This is a genomic window from Pseudomonas sp. NPDC078700, from assembly GCF_044542375.1.
GTDB lineage: Bacteria > Pseudomonadota > Gammaproteobacteria > Pseudomonadales > Pseudomonadaceae > Aquipseudomonas.
In genome coordinates this window covers 270378-292315 of record NZ_JBITUI010000002.1, presented here as the reverse complement: position 1 = coordinate 292315, position 21938 = coordinate 270378, and the positions used below count along the sequence as shown (strand labels likewise).

The window sequence follows — 21938 nt, the reverse complement described above, 5'->3', positions numbered from 1 at the left end:
GCTGCTCCAGAAGCAGAGCGGAGATTACAACATGACATTTATCCAACGCGAACAACAGGCAAGCTCTGACGACGCAGCTATCGCGCAATTGCGTGAGGTATTTGCCCTGCAGAAAAAAGCCTTTCTTGAGCAGCCATTACCTGACCTAAAGCAGCGTCTGGAGTTGCTCGGTGCGCTGGCCAATATGATGGTGACCAATCGGGTAAAAATTCAAGATGCAGTCGCCGCCGACTTTTCGTCGCATCCACGCCAATTTGCAGACTTGGTGGAGTGTTTGGGTGTCGCGGGTCGAGCACAGTATGTAGCCGAGCATCTGGAGGGCTGGATGCAAGCGCAACAACGCAGTCCCGATGCGGCCCTGTACGGCAACGGGCGCGCCTGTGTACTGGCACAACCCAAAGGCGTGATTGGCAATATGGCGCCGTGGAATTTCCCATTTGATATAGGCATCGGCCCGGCAGTGGAAATGTTGGCGGCGGGTAACCGAGTGATCATCAAACCATCCGACCTGACCCTGGCGTGCAGCGAGCTAACCCTGGAGATGATCCGTCACACCTTCGACCCCGACCAGGTCGCAGCAGTCGCGGGCGGTCTGGAACTGGCCAAGGTTTTCCCAACCCTGAACTGGGACCATTTGATGTACACCGGCAGCACCGAAGTCGGGCGCAGCATCGCAGTGGCGGCGGCGCAGAATCTGGTGCCCGTCACACTTGAGTTGGGCGGCAAGTGCCCGGCGCTCATTGCCGATGATGGCCTCAACCCACGCACCATCGAACAGATCGTCGGCTGCAAGACCATCAAAAACGGACAGATGTGCGTCACCGTGGATTACGCCTTGGTCAGCCATGCACAACGCGATGCGTTTGTTCGCATGCTCAGCGACCACATGCATACCAACCTGCCGGATTACACCGAGCGCCAAGACACCACTGGCATCATCAATCAGCGTCACCTACAGCGCCTGCAGAGTTATCTGGAGGACGCAACAGCCAAAGGTGCGACCCTGGTTCAACTGGGCGGCGAGATGGCGCAAGGCAGCCGCCGCATGCCACTAACCCTGGTGCTTGATACCCGCGATGACATGTTGCTGATGCAGAATGAAATCTTCGGTCCGATCTTGCCGATCAAGACTTATGACGACATCGCCGAGGCCATTGATTTCATCAACGCAGGTGAGCGCCCGCTGGGCATTTATGTATTCACCGAAACAGCGGACATCGCCGAGCAGGTGTTGGCGCGGACTGTGTCTGGAGGTGCCTGCGTAAACTCGGCCGCATTACAAGCCGCCATGCCATGCTTGCCATTTGGTGGTATCGGCAAAAGCGGTAACGGTCGTCATCATGGCCATGAAGGCTTCCTCGAATTCTCCAACCTGCGCTCAATATTCTATCGCGGAGAAAACGATCTGGTAGCCGCCATGTTCGCGCCCTACGGCGAACTGGCTGATGCAGTGATTGCCGGCGCACTGGGCCACGACTGAAACACCGCTGCCTGCCCAGGGAGAGGACTACGTCGGCGACAACAATGTAAAGCATGCTTTACATTGTTGAAACCTCATGCCAAAGTAAAGCTACCTTTACATGAGGTGCATGCAATGAAGTCATATTTTTACGAGCTAGGTGCGGCGCTAGCCCTCTATATGCTGGTACTGACAGCGTCACTGTTACTGCTCATACAGCATCAGGACTCAGGACTGTTCTTGCGTGTGGTTATCACCCTCGCCCCAGTCATTCCAGCAGGTTTGATGTGCTGGGCGATTGTTCGGCAACTCCGGCGGCTGGATGAAATGCATCTGCGGATTCAATTTGAAGCGCTTGGTTTTGCTTTTGCCGCCTCAGCATTACTGACCTTCAGCTATGGTTTTCTGGAAAATATTGGCGCTCCACACATCCCTTGGCTTTGGGTTTGGCCAGTCATGGCGGTGATGTGGATGATTGGACTGCTGATAGCAAGAACTCGCTATCAATGAAAAATAATCTGAAAGAGCTGCGCGCCCAACTCAAATGGTCCCAACAGGATTTGGCCACCCGGTTGAATGTTTCACGACAAACCATCAATGCGATAGAAAATGGCCGGTACGACCCAAGCCTGCCTTTGGCATTTCAAATAGCACGTATTTTTCAGCAGCCCATTGAAAGCATCTTTGATGATGAGATCACAGATTCATAAAACGACTTTATATTCATAACAGACTTCGAATAAACGCAGATACTCGCCCTAAAAAGCTGTTTGAAGAGGCTTGAGAATAAACCGTTGGGAATGTCGCCTTGCATTGCGGACATCGCCCAAGCGCTCGACAGCCGGGAAGCACAATGGCAAGCAGGTCATCTTTAAGTGATCTGCATAGAGTGAAACCCTGATAGGTAAATCAGTCACACGGTCCCGTGTGACTGATTACTCCCACAGAGATCTTGCTCGCGCCACAGCCCAAAACCTCGAGTAGCCAAGTCCATCAGAATGAGCGTTCTTCTGGGCTGGTCAACTACATCATGCTGAAATGAACTTACGCGCTCCTCAGACTTTAAATCGACCGGTTAACTGATTCAGGTCAGAGGCCAAGGTTGATAGTTCGGCGGTGGCCAGTGCGGTCTGGCTCGCGCCTTCCGATGTCTCGCTGGATAAGTCACGGATACTCACCAGATTCCGGTCAACTTCACGGGATACCTGTGCCTGCTCTTCCGCAGCCGTGGCCATCATAAAGTTGCGCTCATTTATCTGGGTTAATGACTCGGTAATTTCCACCAACGCCTTACCGGCGCTGTAAGCCAGTTCAAGCGTTCTCTGCGCCTGCACGCTGGTTTGGCTCATTGAGGCAACAGCATTACTCGTGCCTGCCTGAATCGAACTGACCATTTGTTCGATTTCTTGAGTGGACTGCTGTGTGCGATAGGCCAGCGCCCGAACCTCATCGGCGACCACGGCAAAACCGCGGCCTGCTTCACCGGCCCTTGCGGCTTCAATCGCAGCGTTCAATGCAAGCAAGTTTGTTTGCTCGGCAATTGCTCTTATCACGTCAAGCACTTTGCTAATGTCGGTCGCCATCACAACCAGTGCTTGCACCTCACTTGAAGTTGTCTCGACACTGGCAACCATCAGGTTAATCGCGTTAACGGTTTCATCCACTTGGGTCCTGCCATCGGCAGCAGCCTCACTGGACTGCGCGGTCATCTGCGAAGTCGAAGTGGCATTATTGGCAACCTCTTCAACGGCAGCACTCATTTCAGTCACCGCAGTTGCTGCCATTTCTATTTCGTGGCCTTGGCGTTGAATAGTCTGCGCAGCATCCTCGGTCACAGCATGCATTTCTTCCGAGGTCGCGGCCAACTTAGTGGATGAGTCGCCAATCAATGTAAGGGCATCTCGTAGTTGGTTCTGCATGGCGGCAAGTGCTGCGACCAACCGCGCGGCCTCATCAGAGCCTTCGATCTTGATATCCTGGCTCAAATCGTTTTTTGCAATGCGTTCAGCGATGGCCAGTGAAGCACCAATCGGCGCGGTTATGCTGCGGGTGAAAAGTAAGGCAAGCAGCAAGGACGCGACAAAACTTATTGCAACCGAAGTCCAGACCACAAGGTGAGTTTGCCTATACACCTCATCAGCCTCTACGCCGGCTTCTGCGGCTTTTTCTTCATTGATTTCAGTCAGTTTAGTCAGCGTCTCTTGAACCAGCCCAGTAGCGGGCTTCATCTCGTCACCGGCGAAATGAACCGCTTCTTCCAGGTTTGCGGATGCAATAATTTCCAAGTATTGGTTTTGGACGGTGATATAGGCGTTGCGCGCCTCGACAAACGCGTCGTAAGCCATCCGGCCATCTTGAGTGACGATTAAGCTTTCCAGGGCCTTGATAAGGTTTTCTATTCTTGGTCTAGCTTGCAAGATGTCGTTACGTGCTTGAGCGCGGCGCTCTTCAGACTCAATCGGATTTCTTACCAGAGCACTGTTGCGACGGATCCCCACAAACTCTTTACTCAGGTCACCAACCAACCTGATGGTGCCGACCACGTTAACTTCTACATAAGTCTCTGAATCATTAAGTTTGTCTGCTTGACGCAGCGAAAGCAGACCGACGCAGACAATCATTAGACAAAAAAAGCCAAAGCAAAGCGCTGCGCGAGGCGCCAAATTCAGTTTTCGTAATAGCATCAGGGTACCCTCCATGGTTGATACTTACCTATCGCTATGCACCCGGAAAACTTGACGCCACAACAGGTTTAACCACGCCTCCCCCAACAAAAGTTGGCTCTCTCTATCTGCCCTACCTTGAGAAAGCGTCGGGCACAATAATTCGATTGCAGTTCAACACCGCAGACCGCCTTAAATGTTGGGGCTGGAGGATTGTTGAGATGGCCCTCCTGCGCATTCATACACAGGCAAGAGGACACTAGATAACAGCCGAAAACTTGAGCCTAATCGCAATGATTAACTCGGGAAAAATGGGAAAAAGATCAACAAAAGAGGTATCGATATAGCGCCAGCTACCAAAATAAGTGGCAAACCACACTTTACGTAGTCGAAGAATTTATACCCTCCCGCAGAGAGCACCATCAGGTTTGCAGGCATACCGATTGGCGTCGCATAAGCGCAAGAGCCACCAATTACGATACACATGAGAACTGCTCTTGGATCGGCACCAAGGTTGGTCGCAATGGACATACCTATCGGAACCAAAAGTGCCGTTGTAGCAGTGTTAGACATGAAATTGGTGAGCGCACAGGATATAGAGAATATGGTAACTAGAAGCACAATCGGTGATGCATTTTCACCGAGCATACCCATGATATAGCTAGCGGTTTCTGCCCCAGCCCCTGTCTTATCCAACGCACCTGCCAATGCCAATGTTCCACCAAATATGAATATGGTTTGGGTATCGATGGATTGGTAAGCCTGCCTCTCTGTTAATACGCCGACTAAGACTAAAACCGCCGCACCAATACATGCAGTGATGTGCAGCGGGATACCGATTACGCTTTCAAATACCATACCTAGAATGGTGCCTATCATCACCACCAAGGAAGTGACTTGCTTCCATTTTGGAACCATCGAGAAATCGGGTGAGGCATGCTCAGCCGTTCTGCTGTCGCTGCCATTCGCTTCTGGCAAAAGACGGTAGCCGAAAAAAGCGAAATAAATAATTCCACAAACGAGCAGCGGAAGGCCGATTTTTGCGTACTCAAAAAATGAAAACTCTAAACCCACCTTTTGCAGCGCACTTTGTGCAATTAAATTACCGGGGGCACCGATAAGTGAGAGATTGCCACCCATCGCAGCAGCAAAGACGAGAGGCATCAACAAACGCGAACGCGCGAACCCTGATTTTGAGGCGATACCAATAACAACAGGGATCAGCACCGCTGCAGTACCGGTATTGGAAAGTACGCCAGAGAGCAGCCCGACTATAACCATAACCGCCACAATTAACTGGCGCTCAGTCTTGGCAAATCGAGTCACCAGGCCACCAATATTGTTGGCCATACCCGTCTGAAATAAAGCGCCGCCGACGATGAACATTGCAACAAAAAGGATAACGTTTGTGTTGATGAACCCGTTGAAGGCACTTTTTGCATCAAGTACGCCAGTCAGAACAAGGCCCAAACAAACGATGATAGAGGTGAGTGCGAGAGGGATTCGCTCCCAGACGAACATAACTGTGGCGAATAGCAAGAAAAGCAACGTAATTTCTATGTGGCTCATGCAATTCACTCCCTGAGTCGGGAGGCTCCATATATTATTTTTGTTTAGGAATGTCTGCTCGCTGCTCAAGGCAGCTAACAGGCGGAGCAATAAAACCCCGGCTACGGTATTTCGGTCTTTATTTCTTCTGCAGATTCACAGCGTTAACACATCGCTACACCGACAAGATGCAACGGTTGTTAACAACACATAGAAAGTACCGACAGACATGCCGGTACTTTTAGGCGTGTCTTAACGATTAATGACTTCAAGAACTGCATCAGTCACTTGACGGGTGGTGGCTGTACCCCCGAGGTCTGGTGTGTGCAAACCACTTGCAGTGACATCCTCAATCGCACGCATAAGGTGCTCGCTTGCAGCTTTTTCACCCAGATGATCAAGCATCATGGCTGCGGTCCAGAACGTGGCAATTGGATTAGCGACACCTTTACCCGTGATATCAAATGCCGAGCCATGGATAGGCTCAAACATGGATGGGAACGTTCTATCTGGGTTGAGGTTCGCGGTCGGTGCAATGCCTAAACTTCCAGAGAGCGCTGCTGCCAAATCAGACAAAATGTCGGCGTGAAGATTAGTGGCAACGACCACATCCAAACGCTCTGGCTTGAGTACCATGGTGGTCGTGACCGCATCGACTAATTCACGCGTGGTGCGAACGTCAGGGAAATCCTTGGCAACCTCAGCAAAGACTTCATCCCACAGCACCATGCCGTGCCGCTGAGCATTAGATTTGGTTACCAGGGTCAGGTGTTTGGCTGGACGACTGCGGGCCAGTTCGAAAGCAAAACGGTGGATGCGCTCTACACCAACGCGGGTGAAAGTTGACACTTCAGTTGCAACTTCGATCGGCAGACCTTGGTGTACACGACCACCGCTACCTGAATACTCACCCTCTGAGTTCTCACGCACGATAACCCAGTCAATAGCTTGGCCATTAGTCAGTGGGCTTTTTACCCCAGGCAGAACCCGAGCAGGACGAACATTTGCATATTGATCAAAGCCCTGGCATATCGGCAAGCGGAGACCCCAAAGGGAAATATGATCCGGTACTTTCTGACTGCCTACAGCGCCAAAGAAAATAGCATCAGATTGCTTGATCTCAGCCAAGCCGCCTTCAGGAATATAGTAACCATGCTTGAGATAATACTCAGAGTCCCATGGGTAATGAGTGACATCAAACTTGAAGCCCCCTAGGCGATTCGAAAGCCCTTGTAACACTTCTAAACCCGCAGCAATAACTTCGGTTCCGATTCCATCACCTGGAATAGCAGCAATCTTGTAAGTGTTCATAAAGCGCTCCGTTTTTTGTTTTTAGCGGGTAGCCCGCCAGACAGTGATGGCCCGAGTATATGTGGTGAAATAAACGAATAGATTGAGTTAAAATAACTACTTTAGTGAATTCAGGTTAATAATGAGCCGACCTCAAGATCTAACGTTTTTTCACGTCCTTGCATTGCAAGGAAACCTTGCAGCAGCTGCCCGTGAGCTGGGAATCACACCGTCTGCCGTGAGTAAACGTTTGGCTGCGCTTGAGCAGCGCTTAGGCGTACGACTGGTCAATCGCACGACACGCTCACTGAGCTTGACGCCCGAAGGTGAAATCTATTTTCGTCACGCCAGCCGGATCATTGGCGATATTGATGCGGTAGAAGAACTGGTAACCAGCAGTCGTCGCCAGCCTAAAGGGCTGCTGCGAGTCAATGCATCGATGGGCTTTGGGCGGCGCTATATTGGTCCGGCCTTGGCTGCGTTTATTGATCGATACCCAGACGTTGAAGCACAGTTGATCTTGTCAGATAGACCAATGGATTTGGCTGCTAACGGATTGGATATTGTTATCCGTTTTGGTGCCTTGCCGGATGCCGGATTTCACGCGAGAAGAATCGCCAGTAACCGCAGAATGCTATGCGCTTCGCCGCTCTATCTGGAACGTTTCGGTACACCAGAGAGACTTCATGACCTTGCCAATCACAACTGTATTTTTCTACGGCAGAACGACGGTACACATGGTGTGTGGGATTTTGTCGAAGGCTCACGTACGCGGGGAGTCAAAGTACGCAGTAATCTGAGCTGCAACGATGGTGAGGTAGTGTTGAATTGGGCACTCGAGGGACGTGGCATTCTGCTGCGAGCCGAGTGGGACATTGCCCGATATGTCCGCAGTGGACGATTACGCTTAGTTCTGGATGACCTGCAACCCGCCCCCGCAGACGTCTACGCGATCTACTCTGAGCAGCATCAGTTATCTGCAAAAATCCGTCATTTCATTGATTTTTTGGTTGAGCGCTTTAAGCACATTGACCACCTAGAACCCAATGTTGGTATGGAAGCAACCGACTAACCTCCAAACCAACCCCCGTTTTAATGACATACACCTGAGCGGCTAAAAGCACGGTGAATTGGTCAAGCTCACAATAAAAAAACAAATCATTGTCTTTTTGAACAAGCGCGCCACGGCTAAATCTGTGAATATGCTTAAACCAGAACGCCGCACTGGAAGACCGCACTATGTTTGAACTTAACCACGAACTTGCCCAAGACATTGTTGATCGCGCGATGGCAATACTGCCGTGCAACGTCAATGTCATGGACAGCCAAGGTCTGATTTTAGGCAGTGGGGAAGCGGATCGAATCAATACGCGGCATGAAGGCGCACAGTTGGTTCTGACCAACAAACGTATTGTTGAGATTGATGAGCAAGCCGCCTTGAGCCTCAAAGGCGTGCAGCAAGGTATTAATTTACCGCTGATGCATGATGACCAATTAATTGGCGTGCTGGGCCTTTCGGGTAATCCGCTTGAGTTGCGCACCTTTGCTCAACTGGTTCGTATGACGGCAGAGATGCTGGTTGATCAGAGCCACATGCAAACAGAGCGACAATGGCGTCGCCAGCGTTGTGATGACCTGATCGCAGCCCTGCTTGCAGAGGATGGCGGCAGCAAGCGCCAAGTTGAGGAAGCCCATCAGCTTGGGCTCAAACCCAACCTGTCACGCACACCCTATATCATTGAGGCTGGCGATGAGGCCGATATTCAGGCTAAAACCGAATACCTGCGCACTCGTTACCCCGACAGTTGGTGCACCACGCTTTCTCCTTGTACGTTGTTATGGTGCTGCCCTGCCAGTTTAAAGGTCGAGTTGCCAGGGTTGATCGACCGGTTGAACGCACAAGACTGGCATGTCGCCCGACTGGTTGCAGGGGCTTCAGCGCAAGACCTTCGACACCTGCGTGAAGGCTGCCAGCACGTCATCAACTTACTTGATTACGGCCAGACGATAAAACCCGCAGCACAGCTGCTGACCCTTGACCAATATCGCTTGCAAACCCTGCTCTGGGCACGTCGTGACGATGATGTAGTGGCAGCTTTGCTAGCACCATTGCGCTGCATTCAGGCCAAGGACAGCAATGGCCAACTGCTGCTGACCCTGCGCAGTTGGTGTGAACACGATGGCCAACCCCAGGCCTGTGCAGATGCCCTGGGCATCCATCGCAATAGCTTGCGTTACCGGTTGGAGCGCATTGCCGAATTGAGCGGCAAGGATGTGAATCGCTTGAGCGAGTTGGTCGAGCTCTACCTGGGCGTTGAGCTGCTGCGCTGCGATCAGTAACCAACTACTTGTCCAGTTGCACAGATAACTTGCAACTCATTTGTACACTTTACCAAAGCGACGCCCTTGCATGCGTGGCAGCATGGCGGCTCGCCTGAGTTGGAGTTACCCATGAAAATAATAATCGCCCCCGATTCCTTCAAAGACAGCCTCAGCGCCGCCGAAGTTGCCGCGGCTATCGAGCTTGGTCTGCAAGAAGTCTACCCTGACGCCGAACTGGTCAAATGCCCCATGGCCGACGGTGGCGAAGGTACAGTTGATGCCATTCTTGCGGCCATGCAAGGGGAACTTCGCATCAGTTCCGTGACCGGTCCCTTGGGCAATAGCGTTGAGGCGCGCTGGGGTTGGCTGCCAGAGATGCATACGGCGATTATCGAAATGGCAGAAGCCAGTGGCCTGCAACTGGTTCCCGTAGACCAGCGCAATGCCTGCATCACCACAACCAGAGGCACCGGTGAGCTGATTAGCGAAGCGCTTGATCTAGGCGCTCAACACATCATTCTCACTGTGGGCGGTAGTGCGACCAATGATGCGGGTGCCGGCATGCTGGAAGCACTGGGTGCACGCTTGCTTGATGCCCAAGGCGTAGCGCTTGCACCGGGTGGATTAGCCCTCGCATCGTTGCAGAAAATTGACCTGCAAAGCCTGGACGCTCGCTTGTCTGAGGTGAGTTTCGAGCTGGCAGCCGATGTCGATAACCCACTCTGCGGCCCCAAGGGTGCGTCATATATTTTCGGCGGCCAAAAAGGTGCCAGTGATGAGCAGATTCAAAGCCTTGATCATGCCCTCGCGCATTTTGCAGATTGTATCGAGGCCCATCTTGGCGAAGACCATCGCGACTTCCCCGGCAGCGGTGCAGCAGGTGGTATTGGCTTTGCAGCCCGGGCCTTGCTCAAGGCCAGGTTCAGGCCCGGTATAGAGGTGGTGGCGCAACTGACCAAGCTCGCTGAGCATGTTGTCGGTGCCGACCTGGTTATCACGGGCGAAGGCCGCTTTGATGCTCAAACCCTGCATGGCAAAACCCCACTGGGTGTAGCGCGCGTTGCACGCCAGCAACAGGTCCCCGTAATCGTACTGGCAGGCACCCTTGGAGCAGGCTATGCCGACATTTACGCTCAAGGTTTCGAAGCCGCATTTTCGATCACATCGGGGCCCATGTCCCTGGCAGAAGCTTGCAGCCAGGCACCGCAACTGTTGCGCGAGCGCGCGCGGGATATAGCTCGGGTGCTCAAGCTCTCAGGGCGATTTTAGTAACGCTGCAGCGGAGCTTACTGGGTAGGCTCTGCGCGCGATGCATTAACCTGACTCCGCGCTCCGCCTGCTGGGCGCTTACGGTATTGGCTGCTGAGTTGTTGGGCCAATTCAATAAAGTTAGTGATGGGCGGCGACTGGTTGAAACTGCGGCACAGCAATGTAATAGGCGCGACCAGTCGGGGCTTGGCGTCATGAATTCGACAATAGACCACACTGCCCTCATGAAAACCCTGCATGGAAGCAGGCACCACCGAGACACCTGCACCGGCAGCCACCAGGCTGACGTTAGTCAGCATCCGCTCGACTTCAAAGGCGATAGTCGGTTCAAAACCAGCATTACGACAGGCCTGTACAAGGTTGGCGTACATACCGGGAGCCCCCGGGCGACGAACCAGAATAAAGCGCTCGTTAACCAACTCACCTAACGACACACTGATTTCATTTGCAGGCTGTCGCCCGTTGAGCAGTGGGTGGCCCGTCGGCAGCGCGAGCAATAACTCTTCATTGAGCAAACGGTGATACTCAGCAGCCTTGGGATGCGCCACCGGAGCACGAACAATACCTATATCGGTATGCTCAGCCATGACGTTATCAGTGAGTTCGCTGGCGTTACCTTCATGCAAACGGATATCAACCCCCGGATAGCGTTCTCGATAACTGCGGATAATCTGCGGGATCAGCGGATGTGACGCTGCCGAACTGGTGAAACCGACACTCAGCGTGCCCTCGATACCCTGCGCGGTGCGTGCAGCCTTGAGTGAGCCGAGCTCGACTTTACGCAGAATCTCTTTGGCCTCATTCAGAAAAACCTTGCCGCCAGCAGTTAAAACCACGCCCTTGGGATGGCGCACGAAGAGGTCAAATCCCAGCTCCTGCTCCAATGCGCGGACCTGTTGGCTCAACGGTGGCTGCTGCATGTTCAGCCGGGCAGCGGCGCGCGTGAAGTGTTGCTCCTCGGCGACCATGACGAAGTAACGAAGATGACGCAATTCCATGACCAGTTCACCAAGTGTCGAGTGAGTTGCTGCGCTGCATGTGCGCCACACCATACCGAATCCGCCAGTGATGGGATAGGATAGGGAGCTCCGTGCGAGGCGGGTTTTAAAACTAATAATAATTAAGAAGTACTGATGTTCAGAGTCGCTCGATCAGGTCTTACTCAATTGATGCTAGCGGTGTTGCTTGGCAGTTTTTTGGGTGTCTACAAGCCCTCCCTTGCGATCGAAATGAAAGCATTCAGTGATCTGTTCATTGCCGCCGTGCGGTTAATCACGCCAATCGTGATGTTCGTCCTTATCGCTTCAAGCGTTGCAGGCTTGCGTGGTTACAGCGCCAGCCTGAGGCTTAGCCTGACGACACTCGGTTACTGGCAGTTGATGTCGCTGCTTTCGCTTGTTTGTGGCTTATCGGTCGCCCTGCTACTGCGGCCTGGCGCTGATATGCCAATGGCGGATGAAGGCAGTCTGCCAACTGCAACAGCGATAGACAGCGTCTCTATAACGCAAATCCCGAACTTACTCGCAGCCGCATTCGGTCACAGTATTATCTTCAAAGTACTACTCGCGGCCTTGGTTGTAGGGCTAGCGCTGGGGCTTTCAGGCGATAAGGGCTTTCGGCTCAGGCAGGCACTCGATGACTCTGTTGGCCTGGTATTTCGGCTGATGCAATTTATTATTCGCTTTGCCCCTCTGGCTGCTTTTGGCGCCATTGCATTTACCATCAGCGTATACGGCACCGCTGCAACAATTCCGCTGGCAAAATTCGTCGCTACAGCCTATGCCGCAAGCCTGGTTTATGTACTTGTGGTTCTGGCACTGGCGCTTAAATTCAGCGGTGTCAGCATGTGGAGGCTCGTTGGCTATATCAAAGAGGAGCTCTTTCTGGTCGCATCCACAGGCTCTTCCGTGGCGGCGCTCCCGCGTTTAATTGACAAACTGGAGGCCGCAGGATGCAACAGCAAACTTGCGCGCCTCACGCTCACGACCGGCTATAGCTTTAATCTCAATGGCTCGAATATTTACCTGATAGTCGCCGTGATATTTCTCGCGCAAATCGTGCATATCGAACTCAGTTGGCAACTGCTCCTAAGTATCCTGCTGGTCAGTTTGCTGACCTCAATTAGCGCAACATCTGTCGCGGGTTCGGCCTTTATTACCCTGACCGCAACCCTCAGCGTGCTGCAGATACTGCCGCTTGAAAGCATTGGTATCCTGATTGGTGTAGAACGCATGATGAAGTGCCGATCACTGACCAATGTGCTGGGCAATTGTGTAGCCTGTTTGGCGATAGCCAGTTGGCACAACGAGTTGGATCGACAAAAGCTTGCGCAGGTACTGAGCTAGTGGCTTGGCAATGTAGTTAGTGCGGCGTAGACGACGTATAAAAAAGCGACCGGCACTTGGCCGGTCGCACAATGGTTTAGCTGGCCGCTTAGTTAGCCGCGTTAACCAGCTTGGCAAACGCCTTGTCCAATGCGGCATCGGCATCCAGTAGATGTTGACGATGATCCTTCATCCAAGCGCGATCAGCCTTAAGGGTTTTCTGTGATTCAGCCAGCATGCGTTTAACTTCTGCGGGCTGAGGACCACCTGTGCCTTTACGTGATTCAACCATAGCGCGCGGCGACAAAGTCGCACGGAAAGCGGCTTCATCCAGAGGCAACTTTTCCAGCTCCCACTTGTACTTTTTGGCCGCTTTGGTAAAGAGTTTTTGCGCATCGTCGTAAGGGAAGTTTTTCGGGTAATAACCCTCTTGGCGCGCTTCTTCGACAATCAGCGAAGCAAAACTGTGGCCAATGCGGAACGGCACCTTGTATTCACGCTCAAGGGTATCGGCCAACTCCATTGACGTGGTCCAGTCGGCATCCAGTTCTTCCATTGCACGCTCAGGATTAATCACCAGCGCAGCCAGAACGCTGTCCAAACGCTTGTACATCTGCACCGCGGAGGTAAATAAACCGAGCGAGTCGAATGCGGCTTTATAGTCAGTCATACCCGTGGTCACGTTGTGCGCACGAATAGTCGTGGCGTTAGCCAAGCCGACCACATCTGATGCAGATTCGCGGGTGCGCATCAGCAAACCTGGATTACGTTTTTGCGGCATTGCGCTGCTGGTGTAGGTTGAGCCTTCATCAAGCAGCAACCAAGGCCGCGTTTGATGATATTGGGTGTGGATATCACCAATCATGGCACCCACACGGATCGCTGAGGATGACGCAATGCCGGCCGCTTCCAAGGGAATGTCATAGGTCGAAACCTGCCCCGCATCAAGGGAGTTTTCACGCAGCCCATCAAAGCCCAGGAGATCGGCAAGACGCTCACGGTTCAAAGGCCAACCCGAGTTGGCCAATACCGCGGTGCCCATCGGGCTTAGATTCAAACGCGCATAAAGTTCGTGAATACGTTGCGCATCGCGCTCAAACGAGGCCTCAAATGCCAGCAAGTAATGCGCATAGCTAATGGGCATCGCCTGCACGCCGTTGGTGTAGGCCGGGACCAAGGTATCGACATTCTTCTCAGCGATTTTCAGTATCCGCTCGCGCACCTTGTTCAAGGCATCGCTGTAGTCCAAGACTTGAGCACGCAGTACCGCCAAACGATAGGTGGCGTACATATCCTGACGGCTACGCCCGGAGTGAATCAGTGAGGCCTCAGGGCCGATTTTATCGACCATGATCTTTTCAACCTGCAGCACATCGCTCGGCCGCTTACCGTTGGGCTGCTTGGCTTGATCAATCACATGCTGCACACCACCGGCAATCTTATGCCCAAGCGCTGGGGTGACAATACCTTCTTCAGTGAGCATCACAATCGAGGCCTTGTTGATGCGGTTCATCCAACTGAACTGCTCTTCATAGGCACCACCCTTAGCACTGTGCTTATCCACGGTTGCGCCGATTTTCTCGGCTTGCGCCGCACACTCAGCGGTGGTCCGGCAAGGCAGGTCAGCGGTATTGGCAGCTTGAGCGCCGTATGAGAAGAAAAGCGAATAGGCGATAGCAAGGTGAATCAGATTCTTTCTGAATTTCATGGTGCGTTCCTTCCGGAAAAATCAGCTTTGATCAGCGCCAGTTGACTGGCGGCGTTTAAAAAACGGAGTCAATACAAGCGCGGTCTAAAGGAGTGCGAGGGTGTAACTGAATATCAAACGGTTCTGGTCAATGTCGTTGCCGCCGTTGCTGCGGTAAGTGCCGTTGCGCCACTTGATGCCGAAATCTTTGAGTGGGCCGCTCTGCACGACATAGCCAATATCAGTATTGCGTTCCCACTCTTTGCCCTCTCGGCCCGGTGAGCGAACGAAGTTGTCGCCACTGGTATAGCGAGTCATAAAGGTCAGACCGGGAATGCCAACTGCAGCGAAGTTGTAGTCATAGCGCGCCTGCCAGGAGCGCTCTTCGGGGCTGGCGAAGTCAGCAGAAATCATCACGTAGTTGACCAGATATGAATTGGTTCCATCGATATGCGGAAATCCGGTTTTACCATTCATTTCCTGATAGTTAACGCCGAAAGAGTGACCGCCAAGGTTGTATATCAACTTAGCGCCGAAGGCCTTGTTATCAACGTTGGTGTTGCCGTCATTGCTGGAGTAGGCATAGCGAATATCGGTCTCGACAGACTGGTCATCGCTGAGGGGGTATGTGTATTTAATATTGGCAATATGCTGGCGGTAGTTTTTGTCCATGTGGGCATAGTTGTAGCCCGTGGTCAGGTTTTTGCCCCACTTGTAATTGGCACCCGCAAAGTTGAACTCGTCACTGTCTTGCCCACCCTTGATGCCCTTACCGGCGACGGTCATGTCATCATTAGCACTGGAGTTACGCAGACTGTTTTGTGTCAGGCGACCGAGATCCACAGTCAAGTTGTCGATCTCTTTGGACTGCACCTGTGCACCTTGGAATGTCTGGGGTAACAGTCGCGAATCGTTGGGCAACACAGTGGGCAATTTCGGGATCAAGGTACCTACACGCAACACGCTCTTGGAGATGCGAGCTTTAGCCGCTGCACCTAGTTTGCTGTAATCATCGGGGGCTTTGTCATCGCCCACAGGTAGCAAGCCGGTGTTCTGTCGGTCCGGCCCGGAATCCAGCTTGAGCCCAAGCAAACCAATGGCGTCAACGCCAAACCCCACGGTGCCTTCGGTAAACCCCGAGCTGTAGTTAAGGATAAACCCTTGAGCCCACTCGTCACGCAAGGACTGACTGGCATCAGGCTGGTGGTAATCACTGTTGAGATAAAAATTGCGCAGTTCAACGGAGGCTTTGCTGTCTTCAAAGAAAGCGGCATTGGCAGTCAGTGGAATCGCAAAGGCCGTACTGGCGGCGAGCGCGGTTTGCAAACGCGATTGGCATCTCGTCATGGTGTTGCCTCGTTCTTGATTGTTTTTATTTGAGCTGCCAGGCAAGTGACAGCGAACGAGATGCTAGAGGCAATCAATCGATATTAAAAATATATGTAAAATATCAACTCAATACTTATTAAGTATTCAATAATTTATGGCAATACCCTGCATGCCGAGCAGACGTGATGCCCTTGCCAATTTCGCACCCAAGGCCGGCTACAGCGCGTTCAATCAAACCTGCCGGTATGAATCCACCAGGCTCGCCATATCTTCGGCAAGCTGATTGATTTCGGCGTCAGGTACGTCGCGCTCGGCAAACACTCGCAGGCCGATAATCTGCGCTTGAAGCAAGCGCGCCAGCCTTGGGCAGTCAACTTCGGGACGCAGCTCAGCGGCTGCTTTAGCCTGCTCAAGCGCCGTGCAGATTCGTTGCTCGACCAGCGCCAGTACAGTGTCGACTTTTTCCAGCAGCTCGGCATCCTCTGGGTTGACTTCAAGCAGGGTCTTAACCAAGAAACAGGCCTGAGCTGGCGCTTGAGTAATCTCATCGCATGGGCGCACCATAGAGCGTAAATAACCCTTTAAGCCATCGACCACGGTCGGTGCCCCGGCAATCATTAAGCGAAAGTTCTCACCCGTGCGCGCCACATAGGCATCCAGCGCTTCGATAAACAGGCCGCTCTTACTGCCGAAAGTCGCGTAGAGGCTGCCGGGCCGCATATCCAGCGCCTGCTCAATATGCTTCATGGAGGACGCGTAATAGCCCCGCGACCAGAACAGCTCGACAGCACGATCCAGAGCGACTTGACGATCAAAGCGAGCAGCACGGGGCATGACATTCCTTGGAGTTGCGATAAATTGATTTTGAGCGATCGTTCAATTATAGCTTGATCGACTGGAAGCTCTCAATTAACGTGACGGTATATTTGAACGATCCTTCAAAAAGGATTCGCCAGGAAATTTCAATGCCTGAACTCAAACCTACACCGATCATCGTCTTTGATGTGAACGAAACACTGCTTGATATCACCACGCTGAACCCACTGTTCGAGCGTATTTTCGGTGATGCAGCAGCACTCAGAGAATGGTTTGCGCAGTTGATTCTGTATTCGCAAACCATGACCCTCAGCGGCCTCTACACGCCGTTCGGCGAGTTAGCCGCAGGCAGCCTTAAGATGCTTGCGTCAACGCAGGGCAAAACAATCGCAGACACAGACCTCACCGAGCTGAAACAGCTTATGGCCAGCATGCCTGCTCATGCTGATGTAGCGCCGGCACTTGAGCGGTTGCGCGATGCGGGCCTGCGAATGGTGACACTGACCAACTCAGCCAGCAGCCCAGCGCCTACAGCGCTTGATTTAGCAGGGCTGAGCCAGTTTTTTGAGCGCTCATTCAGTGTTGAGTCAGTGAAAAAATTCAAACCTGCCGCGCAAACCTATCAGTGGGTAGCGGATCAGATGGCGGTACAGCCAAGCGAGTTAATCATGGTCGCCTGCCATCTTTGGGACACCATTGGCGCCCAAGCTGCTGGCTGTAAAGGTGCCCTGCTGACGCGACCGCACAATGCGCTGCTGCCCGCTGCAAACGTGCCACAACCGAATTTCATGGCCAGCCATTTAGCTGACCTGGCCGAGCAGATCATCGCCCAGACATCGCCAGCTCAATAGGGTTAGCCCACTTGCTCAATCCACTTATTGCCCTGTAGAGGAACCCGCAATGGACGACAATTCAGCGTATATGCCACCCGCCGTTTGGACTTGGGATAAAGAAAGTGGCGGTAAATTTGCGAGTATCAACCGGCCGATTGCCGGTCCGACCCATGACAAGGTGCTACCTGTGGGCAAGCACCCATTCCAACTCTACTCGCTGGCAACGCCTAATGGCGTCAAAGTCACAATCATGCTTGAAGAGCTGTTGGCACTGGGGCATTCAGGTGCGGAATACGACGCCTGGCTGATCGATATTTCCGAAGGCGATCAATTCTCCAGCGGCTTCGTTGAGGTCAATCCCAACTCGAAGATTCCTGCACTGATGGATCATAGCGGTGCGTCCCCAACACGGCTCTTTGAATCAGGTTCGATTTTGCTGCACCTGGCCGAAAAATTCGGGGCACTGTTGCCAGAAGATGCGAAAGATCGCACCGAGGCACTTAACTGGCTGTTTTGGCAGATGGGCAGCGCACCCTTTCTGGGTGGTGGGTTTGGTCATTTCTATGCCTATGCGCCGAGCAAGCAGCAATACCCAATCGATCGCTTCGCCATGGAAGCCAAGCGCCAACTCGACGTACTTGACCGGCAACTTGCCAATAACCGCTACATTGCTGGCGACCAATACAGCATTGCTGATATCGCCATTTGGCCATGGTACGGCGTTCTCGCACTGGGCGGCTTGTATGACGCCGCCGAGTTTTTGCAGGTAGCAGGTTATGAGCATGTACAGCGCTGGGCAAAAGAGATTGCCAGCCGCCCTGCGGTAAAACGTGGCCGCATGGTTAACCGCACGTGGGGCGAACCCCATGAACAATTGCGCGAGCGTCATGACGCCAGCGACTTCGATAACATCGCTTAAACACAGGCTTGTTTGCGCCAACTCAGGCGGGGCTTTATACCCCGCCTGAGTGCTCGAGCAAGCGCTTTTAATTCGCTCTGTGCATAATGCGCAGCATGAGCCGAACGTCAAACCAACCCACTGTCCCCCGCCGCCTACGTTGGCGCAGCTTGCTGCTGCTTGGACTGGTGCTTGCTCCGTTGCTGTGGCCGCTGCAAATCGTCATTGAACGCTATTACCGCGAACAACTGGCTGATCAGCGGGTACAAATTCTCGACCTTTACGTTGCCAACCTGCTTGGCACCCTCAATCGCTATGAAGTGTTGCCGCCGATTCTCGGGCAACTTCCCACATTACGTCAGTTATTGGGACACAGTGACTCAACGGCCAAGCGTGATAGTGCCAACCGGTTGCTCAACGACCTGAAAGAACAAACGGGCGCAGACGTTATTTACCTGATGGCACCCAATGGTCAAACCCTGGCAGCCTCCAACTGGCAGCAAGACGACTCATTTGTCGACCGTAACTTCTCGTACCGGCCGTATTTTCGTGAGGCCTTGCAGGGTCGCCCGGGACGCTTCTTTGGTTTAGGCACCACATCCGGCAAGCGCGGCTACTTCTTTGCCGCTGCAGTGCGTGACGCAAACAATGTGATAGGCGTGTTGGTGGTTAAGGTTGATCTCGACCACACCGAAACACTGTGGGGTGACCGCCCAGAGCGATTACTGGTGACGGACAATTACGGCGTCGTAATCCTGACCTCGCACCCGGGCTGGCGCTTCCATTCAACGCGGCCACTGGATAACGCCGAGCGCGCAGCGATTGCCGATACTCAGCCTTATCAAATTCAGTCTCCACCGCCAATCAACCTCAAGCCAGACGCCTGGATGCAGCAATCGCGCAAACTCGACAACATCGGTTGGACCGTCAGTATTCTTGCACCTCGCGCCCTCCTCGACCGCCCTGTACGCAGCGCCGTTGCCGTTGGCGGAGCTGCACTATTGATGCTGATACTGCTGCTCGGCTTGATGATGCAACGGCGTCGCCACTATCTGGAACGCATTGCCCTTGACGCCCATGCGCGCCAGCAGCTGGAGCAACGCGTACTTGAACGCACCCAAGACCTTGAGCAGCTCAACAGCCGGTTGCGCCTTGAAGTACTTGAGCGTGAGAACGCCCAACAGGAGTTGGTCCGCGCACAGGATGAGCTGGTCCAGGCCAGTAAGTTGTCGGCACTCGGCACCATGTCGGCAAGTATTAGCCACGAGCTTAATCAACCGCTCGCCGCCATCCGCAGTTACGCAGAAAATGCCGGGGTTTTACTTGATCACCAGCGCAACGATGACGCCCGCCACAACCTCAAGTTAATCAGCCAACTCACAGAACGCATGGCCTCGATCATCTCGCACTTGCGTGCCTTTGCTCGTCGTGACCGGCATGCGCCGGAAACAGTCGCCCTGCAACCGGCCATTGATGACGCCTTGGCACTGCTGGCCAAGCGACGCCGGGCGATGGATGTCGAACTGATTCGCGACCTGCCAGACGCGACCTTATGGGTACAAGCCGGAGAGACACGCCTGCGCCAATTACTCGGCAACTTACTGGCCAACGCCTTGGATGCCCTGAGCGAGCGCCCGCAACCGCGACGCATCTGGATCAGCGCAGAGATAAACGAAACCACCCTCGACCTGCACCTGCGTGATAATGGCCCCGGCTTTAGCGAAGAATCCCTGCAGCGAGCGCTGGAGCCATTTTTCACCACTAAAACCAGCGCTCAAGGCTTAGGCCTTGGTTTAGCCATTTGCGAAACCTTGATCCGTGCCCTGGGAGGTGAGTTACGCTTGGCCAACCATAAAGAGGGCGGCGCAGTGCTAACCCTGCATTTGCTACGCAGTGACAATTCAATGAACAGGCAACATCTGCCCGATAACGAAAGCTAAGCAAGCCCCAAAAAGCTAGTGCTCTAGATATTGCGGCCAGGCTTCGTAAACATTTTTATCTGCCATTTAACACGGATCGTTAACGGCCCACTCCTGAGGTTTTGCTCCATGACCACCCTCGACGCCCGCACTCAGGTTTTGCTGATCGACGATGATCCTCACCTGCGCCAAGCCCTCAGCCAGACCCTTGATCTTGCTGGCTTGCAGGTCACCAGTCTGGCCAGTGCCCAGGACATTGCCACCCATATTGCCCGCGATTGGCCCGGCGTTGTGGTCAGCGATATCCGCATGCCTGGCATCGACGGCCTGCAACTGCTCAAGCAACTGCAAGAGCAAGATCCAGAGCTGCCCATACTGCTGATAACCGGCCACGGCGACGTACCACTCGCCGTGCAAGCCATGCGCGCGGGCGCTTATGACTTTCTGGAAAAACCATTTGCCAGCGAAGACCTGCTAGACAGTGTGCGCCGTGCACTGGCTCTGCGCCGCTTAGTGCTGGATAACCGCAGCTTGCGCCTGGCACTGACTGACCGGCATCAGTTGACGGCGCGTTTGGTCGGCCAATCAACGGCCATGCAACGCCTGCGTGAACAGATCGGCGCGCTCGCCAGCATCAGCACTGATGTCTTGATTTTGGGTGAAACCGGCGCAGGTAAAGAAGTGGTCGCTCGCGCCCTGCATGACCTGTCCAACCGGCGCGACGGGCCTTTTGTTGCGATCAACGCCGGGGCGCTAGCCGAGTCGGTGGTTGAGAGCGAGCTGTTTGGCCACGAACCCGGCGCGTTCACCGGTGCGCAAAAACGTCGAATCGGCAAGTTTGAATTTGCCAATGGCGGTACGCTGTTTCTGGATGAAATCGAAAGCATGAGCCTGGATGTGCAGGTCAAACTTCTTCGATTGTTGCAAGAGCGCGTGGTTGAGCGCCTGGGCGGCAATCAGTTAATCCCCTTGGACATCCGCATCATCGCCGCCACCAAGGAAGACCTGCGCCAAGCCTCCGACCAAGGTCGTTTCCGCGCCGACCTGTATTACCGCCTCAATGTCGCGCCGCTAAGCATTCCGCCGCTGCGCGAACGTGGCGACGATACCCTGCTGTTATTCCAACACTTTGCCGACAATGCCAGCGCTCGCCACTCACTGGCCAGCCGCGCACTGCAGCCCGCTCAGTCGGCGCAGTTACTGCGCCACAGTTGGCCGGGAAATGTTCGCGAATTGCAGAACGCCGCTGAGCGTTTTGCCTTGGGACTTGGTCTTGGCCTTGAACACGTGCTCGATGAATCGCCAGCAATCGACTCACAAAATGAATCTCTCAGCGAACAAGTCGAGCGTTTCGAACGCTCAATCATCGCTGCCGAACTCAATCGCTCGCACAGCTCAATGCGCAGCCTGGCCGAAGCCTTGGGTGTGCCGCGCAAAACCCTGCACGACAAGTTGCGCAAACACGGCCTGAGTTTCGCTGACACTGGCGAAAGCTCGCCAGATACCCCCGAGTAGCTGGCGGAAAACCGCCACTTATATTTAGCAAGCATTTGTTGTTATGCACAATTCGCATAGCAACAA

Annotated in this window: 18 protein-coding genes; 11 read left to right on the top strand and 7 right to left on the bottom strand. The window is 53.5% G+C overall.

Annotated features, from left to right (window positions below):
- Positions 1-31 precede the first annotated feature (31 nt).
- The 3 genes from ACIGCM_RS07195 (at position 32) to ACIGCM_RS07185 (ending at position 2169) form a co-directional block, all read left to right on the top strand.
- Positions 32-1480 (top strand): aldehyde dehydrogenase family protein, encoded by a 1449-nt coding sequence (locus tag ACIGCM_RS07195; RefSeq protein ID WP_397501361.1) that lies wholly within the window; start codon positions 32-34, stop codon positions 1478-1480.
- Between the two features lie 114 nt (positions 1481-1594).
- Positions 1595-1969, top strand: a complete 375-nt coding sequence (locus ACIGCM_RS07190; protein ID WP_397501360.1) for a hypothetical protein — start codon at positions 1595-1597, stop codon at positions 1967-1969.
- Positions 1966-2169, top strand: coding sequence for a helix-turn-helix transcriptional regulator (locus ACIGCM_RS07185; protein ID WP_397501359.1), 204 nt, complete (start codon positions 1966-1968; stop codon positions 2167-2169). The genes ACIGCM_RS07190 and ACIGCM_RS07185 overlap by 4 nt, the downstream gene beginning before the upstream one ends.
- 345 nt (positions 2170-2514) lie before the next feature.
- Here ACIGCM_RS07185 and ACIGCM_RS07180 read toward each other — a convergent pair whose 3' ends face one another.
- The 3 genes from ACIGCM_RS07180 to ACIGCM_RS07170 all read right to left on the bottom strand — a co-directional run bounded on the left by ACIGCM_RS07180 (position 2515) and on the right by ACIGCM_RS07170 (position 6981).
- Positions 2515-4143: a methyl-accepting chemotaxis protein gene (locus ACIGCM_RS07180; protein WP_397501358.1), complete on the bottom strand. Its 1629-nt coding sequence runs from the start codon at positions 4141-4143 to the stop codon at positions 2515-2517.
- Positions 4144-4419: 276 nt separating this feature from the next.
- Positions 4420-5691, bottom strand: coding sequence for an SLC13 family permease (locus tag ACIGCM_RS07175; RefSeq protein WP_397501357.1), 1272 nt, complete (start codon positions 5689-5691; stop codon positions 4420-4422).
- A 231-nt stretch (positions 5692-5922) separates the two neighbouring features.
- Positions 5923-6981 (bottom strand): tartrate dehydrogenase, encoded by a 1059-nt coding sequence (locus ACIGCM_RS07170; protein WP_397501356.1) that lies wholly within the window; start codon positions 6979-6981, stop codon positions 5923-5925.
- Between the two features lie 121 nt (positions 6982-7102).
- Here ACIGCM_RS07170 and ACIGCM_RS07165 point away from each other — a divergent pair, with 121 nt between their 5' ends.
- The 3 genes from ACIGCM_RS07165 to ACIGCM_RS07155 all read left to right on the top strand — a co-directional run bounded on the left by ACIGCM_RS07165 (position 7103) and on the right by ACIGCM_RS07155 (position 10551).
- Positions 7103-8032 carry a LysR family transcriptional regulator gene (locus ACIGCM_RS07165; protein WP_397501355.1) on the top strand — a complete coding sequence of 310 codons (930 nt, stop codon included), beginning with the start codon at positions 7103-7105 and terminating at the stop codon, positions 8030-8032.
- A 167-nt stretch (positions 8033-8199) separates the two neighbouring features.
- Complete coding sequence (locus tag ACIGCM_RS07160) at positions 8200-9300, top strand: sugar diacid recognition domain-containing protein (RefSeq protein ID WP_397501354.1); 1101 nt, start codon at positions 8200-8202, stop codon at positions 9298-9300.
- A gap of 111 nt (positions 9301-9411) precedes the next feature.
- Positions 9412-10551, top strand: a complete 1140-nt coding sequence (locus tag ACIGCM_RS07155; protein ID WP_397501353.1) for a glycerate kinase — start codon at positions 9412-9414, stop codon at positions 10549-10551.
- 17 nt (positions 10552-10568) lie between these two features.
- On the opposite strand, the gene ACIGCM_RS07150 is transcribed toward ACIGCM_RS07155, so the two are convergent.
- Positions 10569-11549: a LysR substrate-binding domain-containing protein gene (locus ACIGCM_RS07150; RefSeq protein ID WP_397501352.1), complete on the bottom strand. Its 981-nt coding sequence runs from the start codon at positions 11547-11549 to the stop codon at positions 10569-10571.
- 135 nt (positions 11550-11684) lie between these two features.
- Here ACIGCM_RS07150 and ACIGCM_RS07145 point away from each other — a divergent pair, with 135 nt between their 5' ends.
- Positions 11685-12896: a cation:dicarboxylate symporter family transporter gene (locus ACIGCM_RS07145; protein WP_397501351.1), complete on the top strand. Its 1212-nt coding sequence runs from the start codon at positions 11685-11687 to the stop codon at positions 12894-12896.
- A gap of 88 nt (positions 12897-12984) precedes the next feature.
- Here the strand turns inward: ACIGCM_RS07145 and ACIGCM_RS07140 are convergent, their stop codons facing one another.
- The 3 genes from ACIGCM_RS07140 to ACIGCM_RS07130 all read right to left on the bottom strand — a co-directional run bounded on the left by ACIGCM_RS07140 (position 12985) and on the right by ACIGCM_RS07130 (position 16725).
- Positions 12985-14583, bottom strand: coding sequence for an argininosuccinate lyase (locus tag ACIGCM_RS07140; protein ID WP_397501350.1), 1599 nt, complete (start codon positions 14581-14583; stop codon positions 12985-12987).
- 84 nt (positions 14584-14667) lie between these two features.
- On the bottom strand, positions 14668-15909 hold the full coding sequence (locus ACIGCM_RS07135) for an OprD family porin (protein WP_397501349.1): 1242 nt from the start codon (positions 15907-15909) through the stop codon (positions 14668-14670).
- Positions 15910-16122: 213 nt separating this feature from the next.
- Positions 16123-16725 carry a TetR/AcrR family transcriptional regulator gene (locus ACIGCM_RS07130; protein WP_397501348.1) on the bottom strand — a complete coding sequence of 201 codons (603 nt, stop codon included), beginning with the start codon at positions 16723-16725 and terminating at the stop codon, positions 16123-16125.
- A gap of 131 nt (positions 16726-16856) precedes the next feature.
- On the opposite strand from ACIGCM_RS07130, the gene ACIGCM_RS07125 reads away from it, so the two are divergent.
- The 4 genes from ACIGCM_RS07125 to ACIGCM_RS07110 all read left to right on the top strand — a co-directional run bounded on the left by ACIGCM_RS07125 (position 16857) and on the right by ACIGCM_RS07110 (position 21872).
- A complete protein-coding gene (locus ACIGCM_RS07125) occupies positions 16857-17558 on the top strand; it encodes a haloacid dehalogenase type II (protein ID WP_397501347.1) in 702 nt (233 codons plus the stop codon).
- Positions 17559-17607: 49 nt separating this feature from the next.
- Positions 17608-18459, top strand: a complete 852-nt coding sequence (gene yghU, locus ACIGCM_RS07120) for a glutathione-dependent disulfide-bond oxidoreductase (protein WP_397501346.1) — start codon at positions 17608-17610, stop codon at positions 18457-18459.
- A gap of 95 nt (positions 18460-18554) precedes the next feature.
- A complete protein-coding gene (locus tag ACIGCM_RS07115) occupies positions 18555-20378 on the top strand; it encodes an ATP-binding protein (RefSeq protein ID WP_397501345.1) in 1824 nt (607 codons plus the stop codon).
- Between the two features lie 108 nt (positions 20379-20486).
- Positions 20487-21872 carry a sigma-54-dependent transcriptional regulator gene (locus ACIGCM_RS07110; protein ID WP_397501344.1) on the top strand — a complete coding sequence of 462 codons (1386 nt, stop codon included), beginning with the start codon at positions 20487-20489 and terminating at the stop codon, positions 21870-21872.
- Positions 21873-21938: the final 66 nt, after the last annotated feature.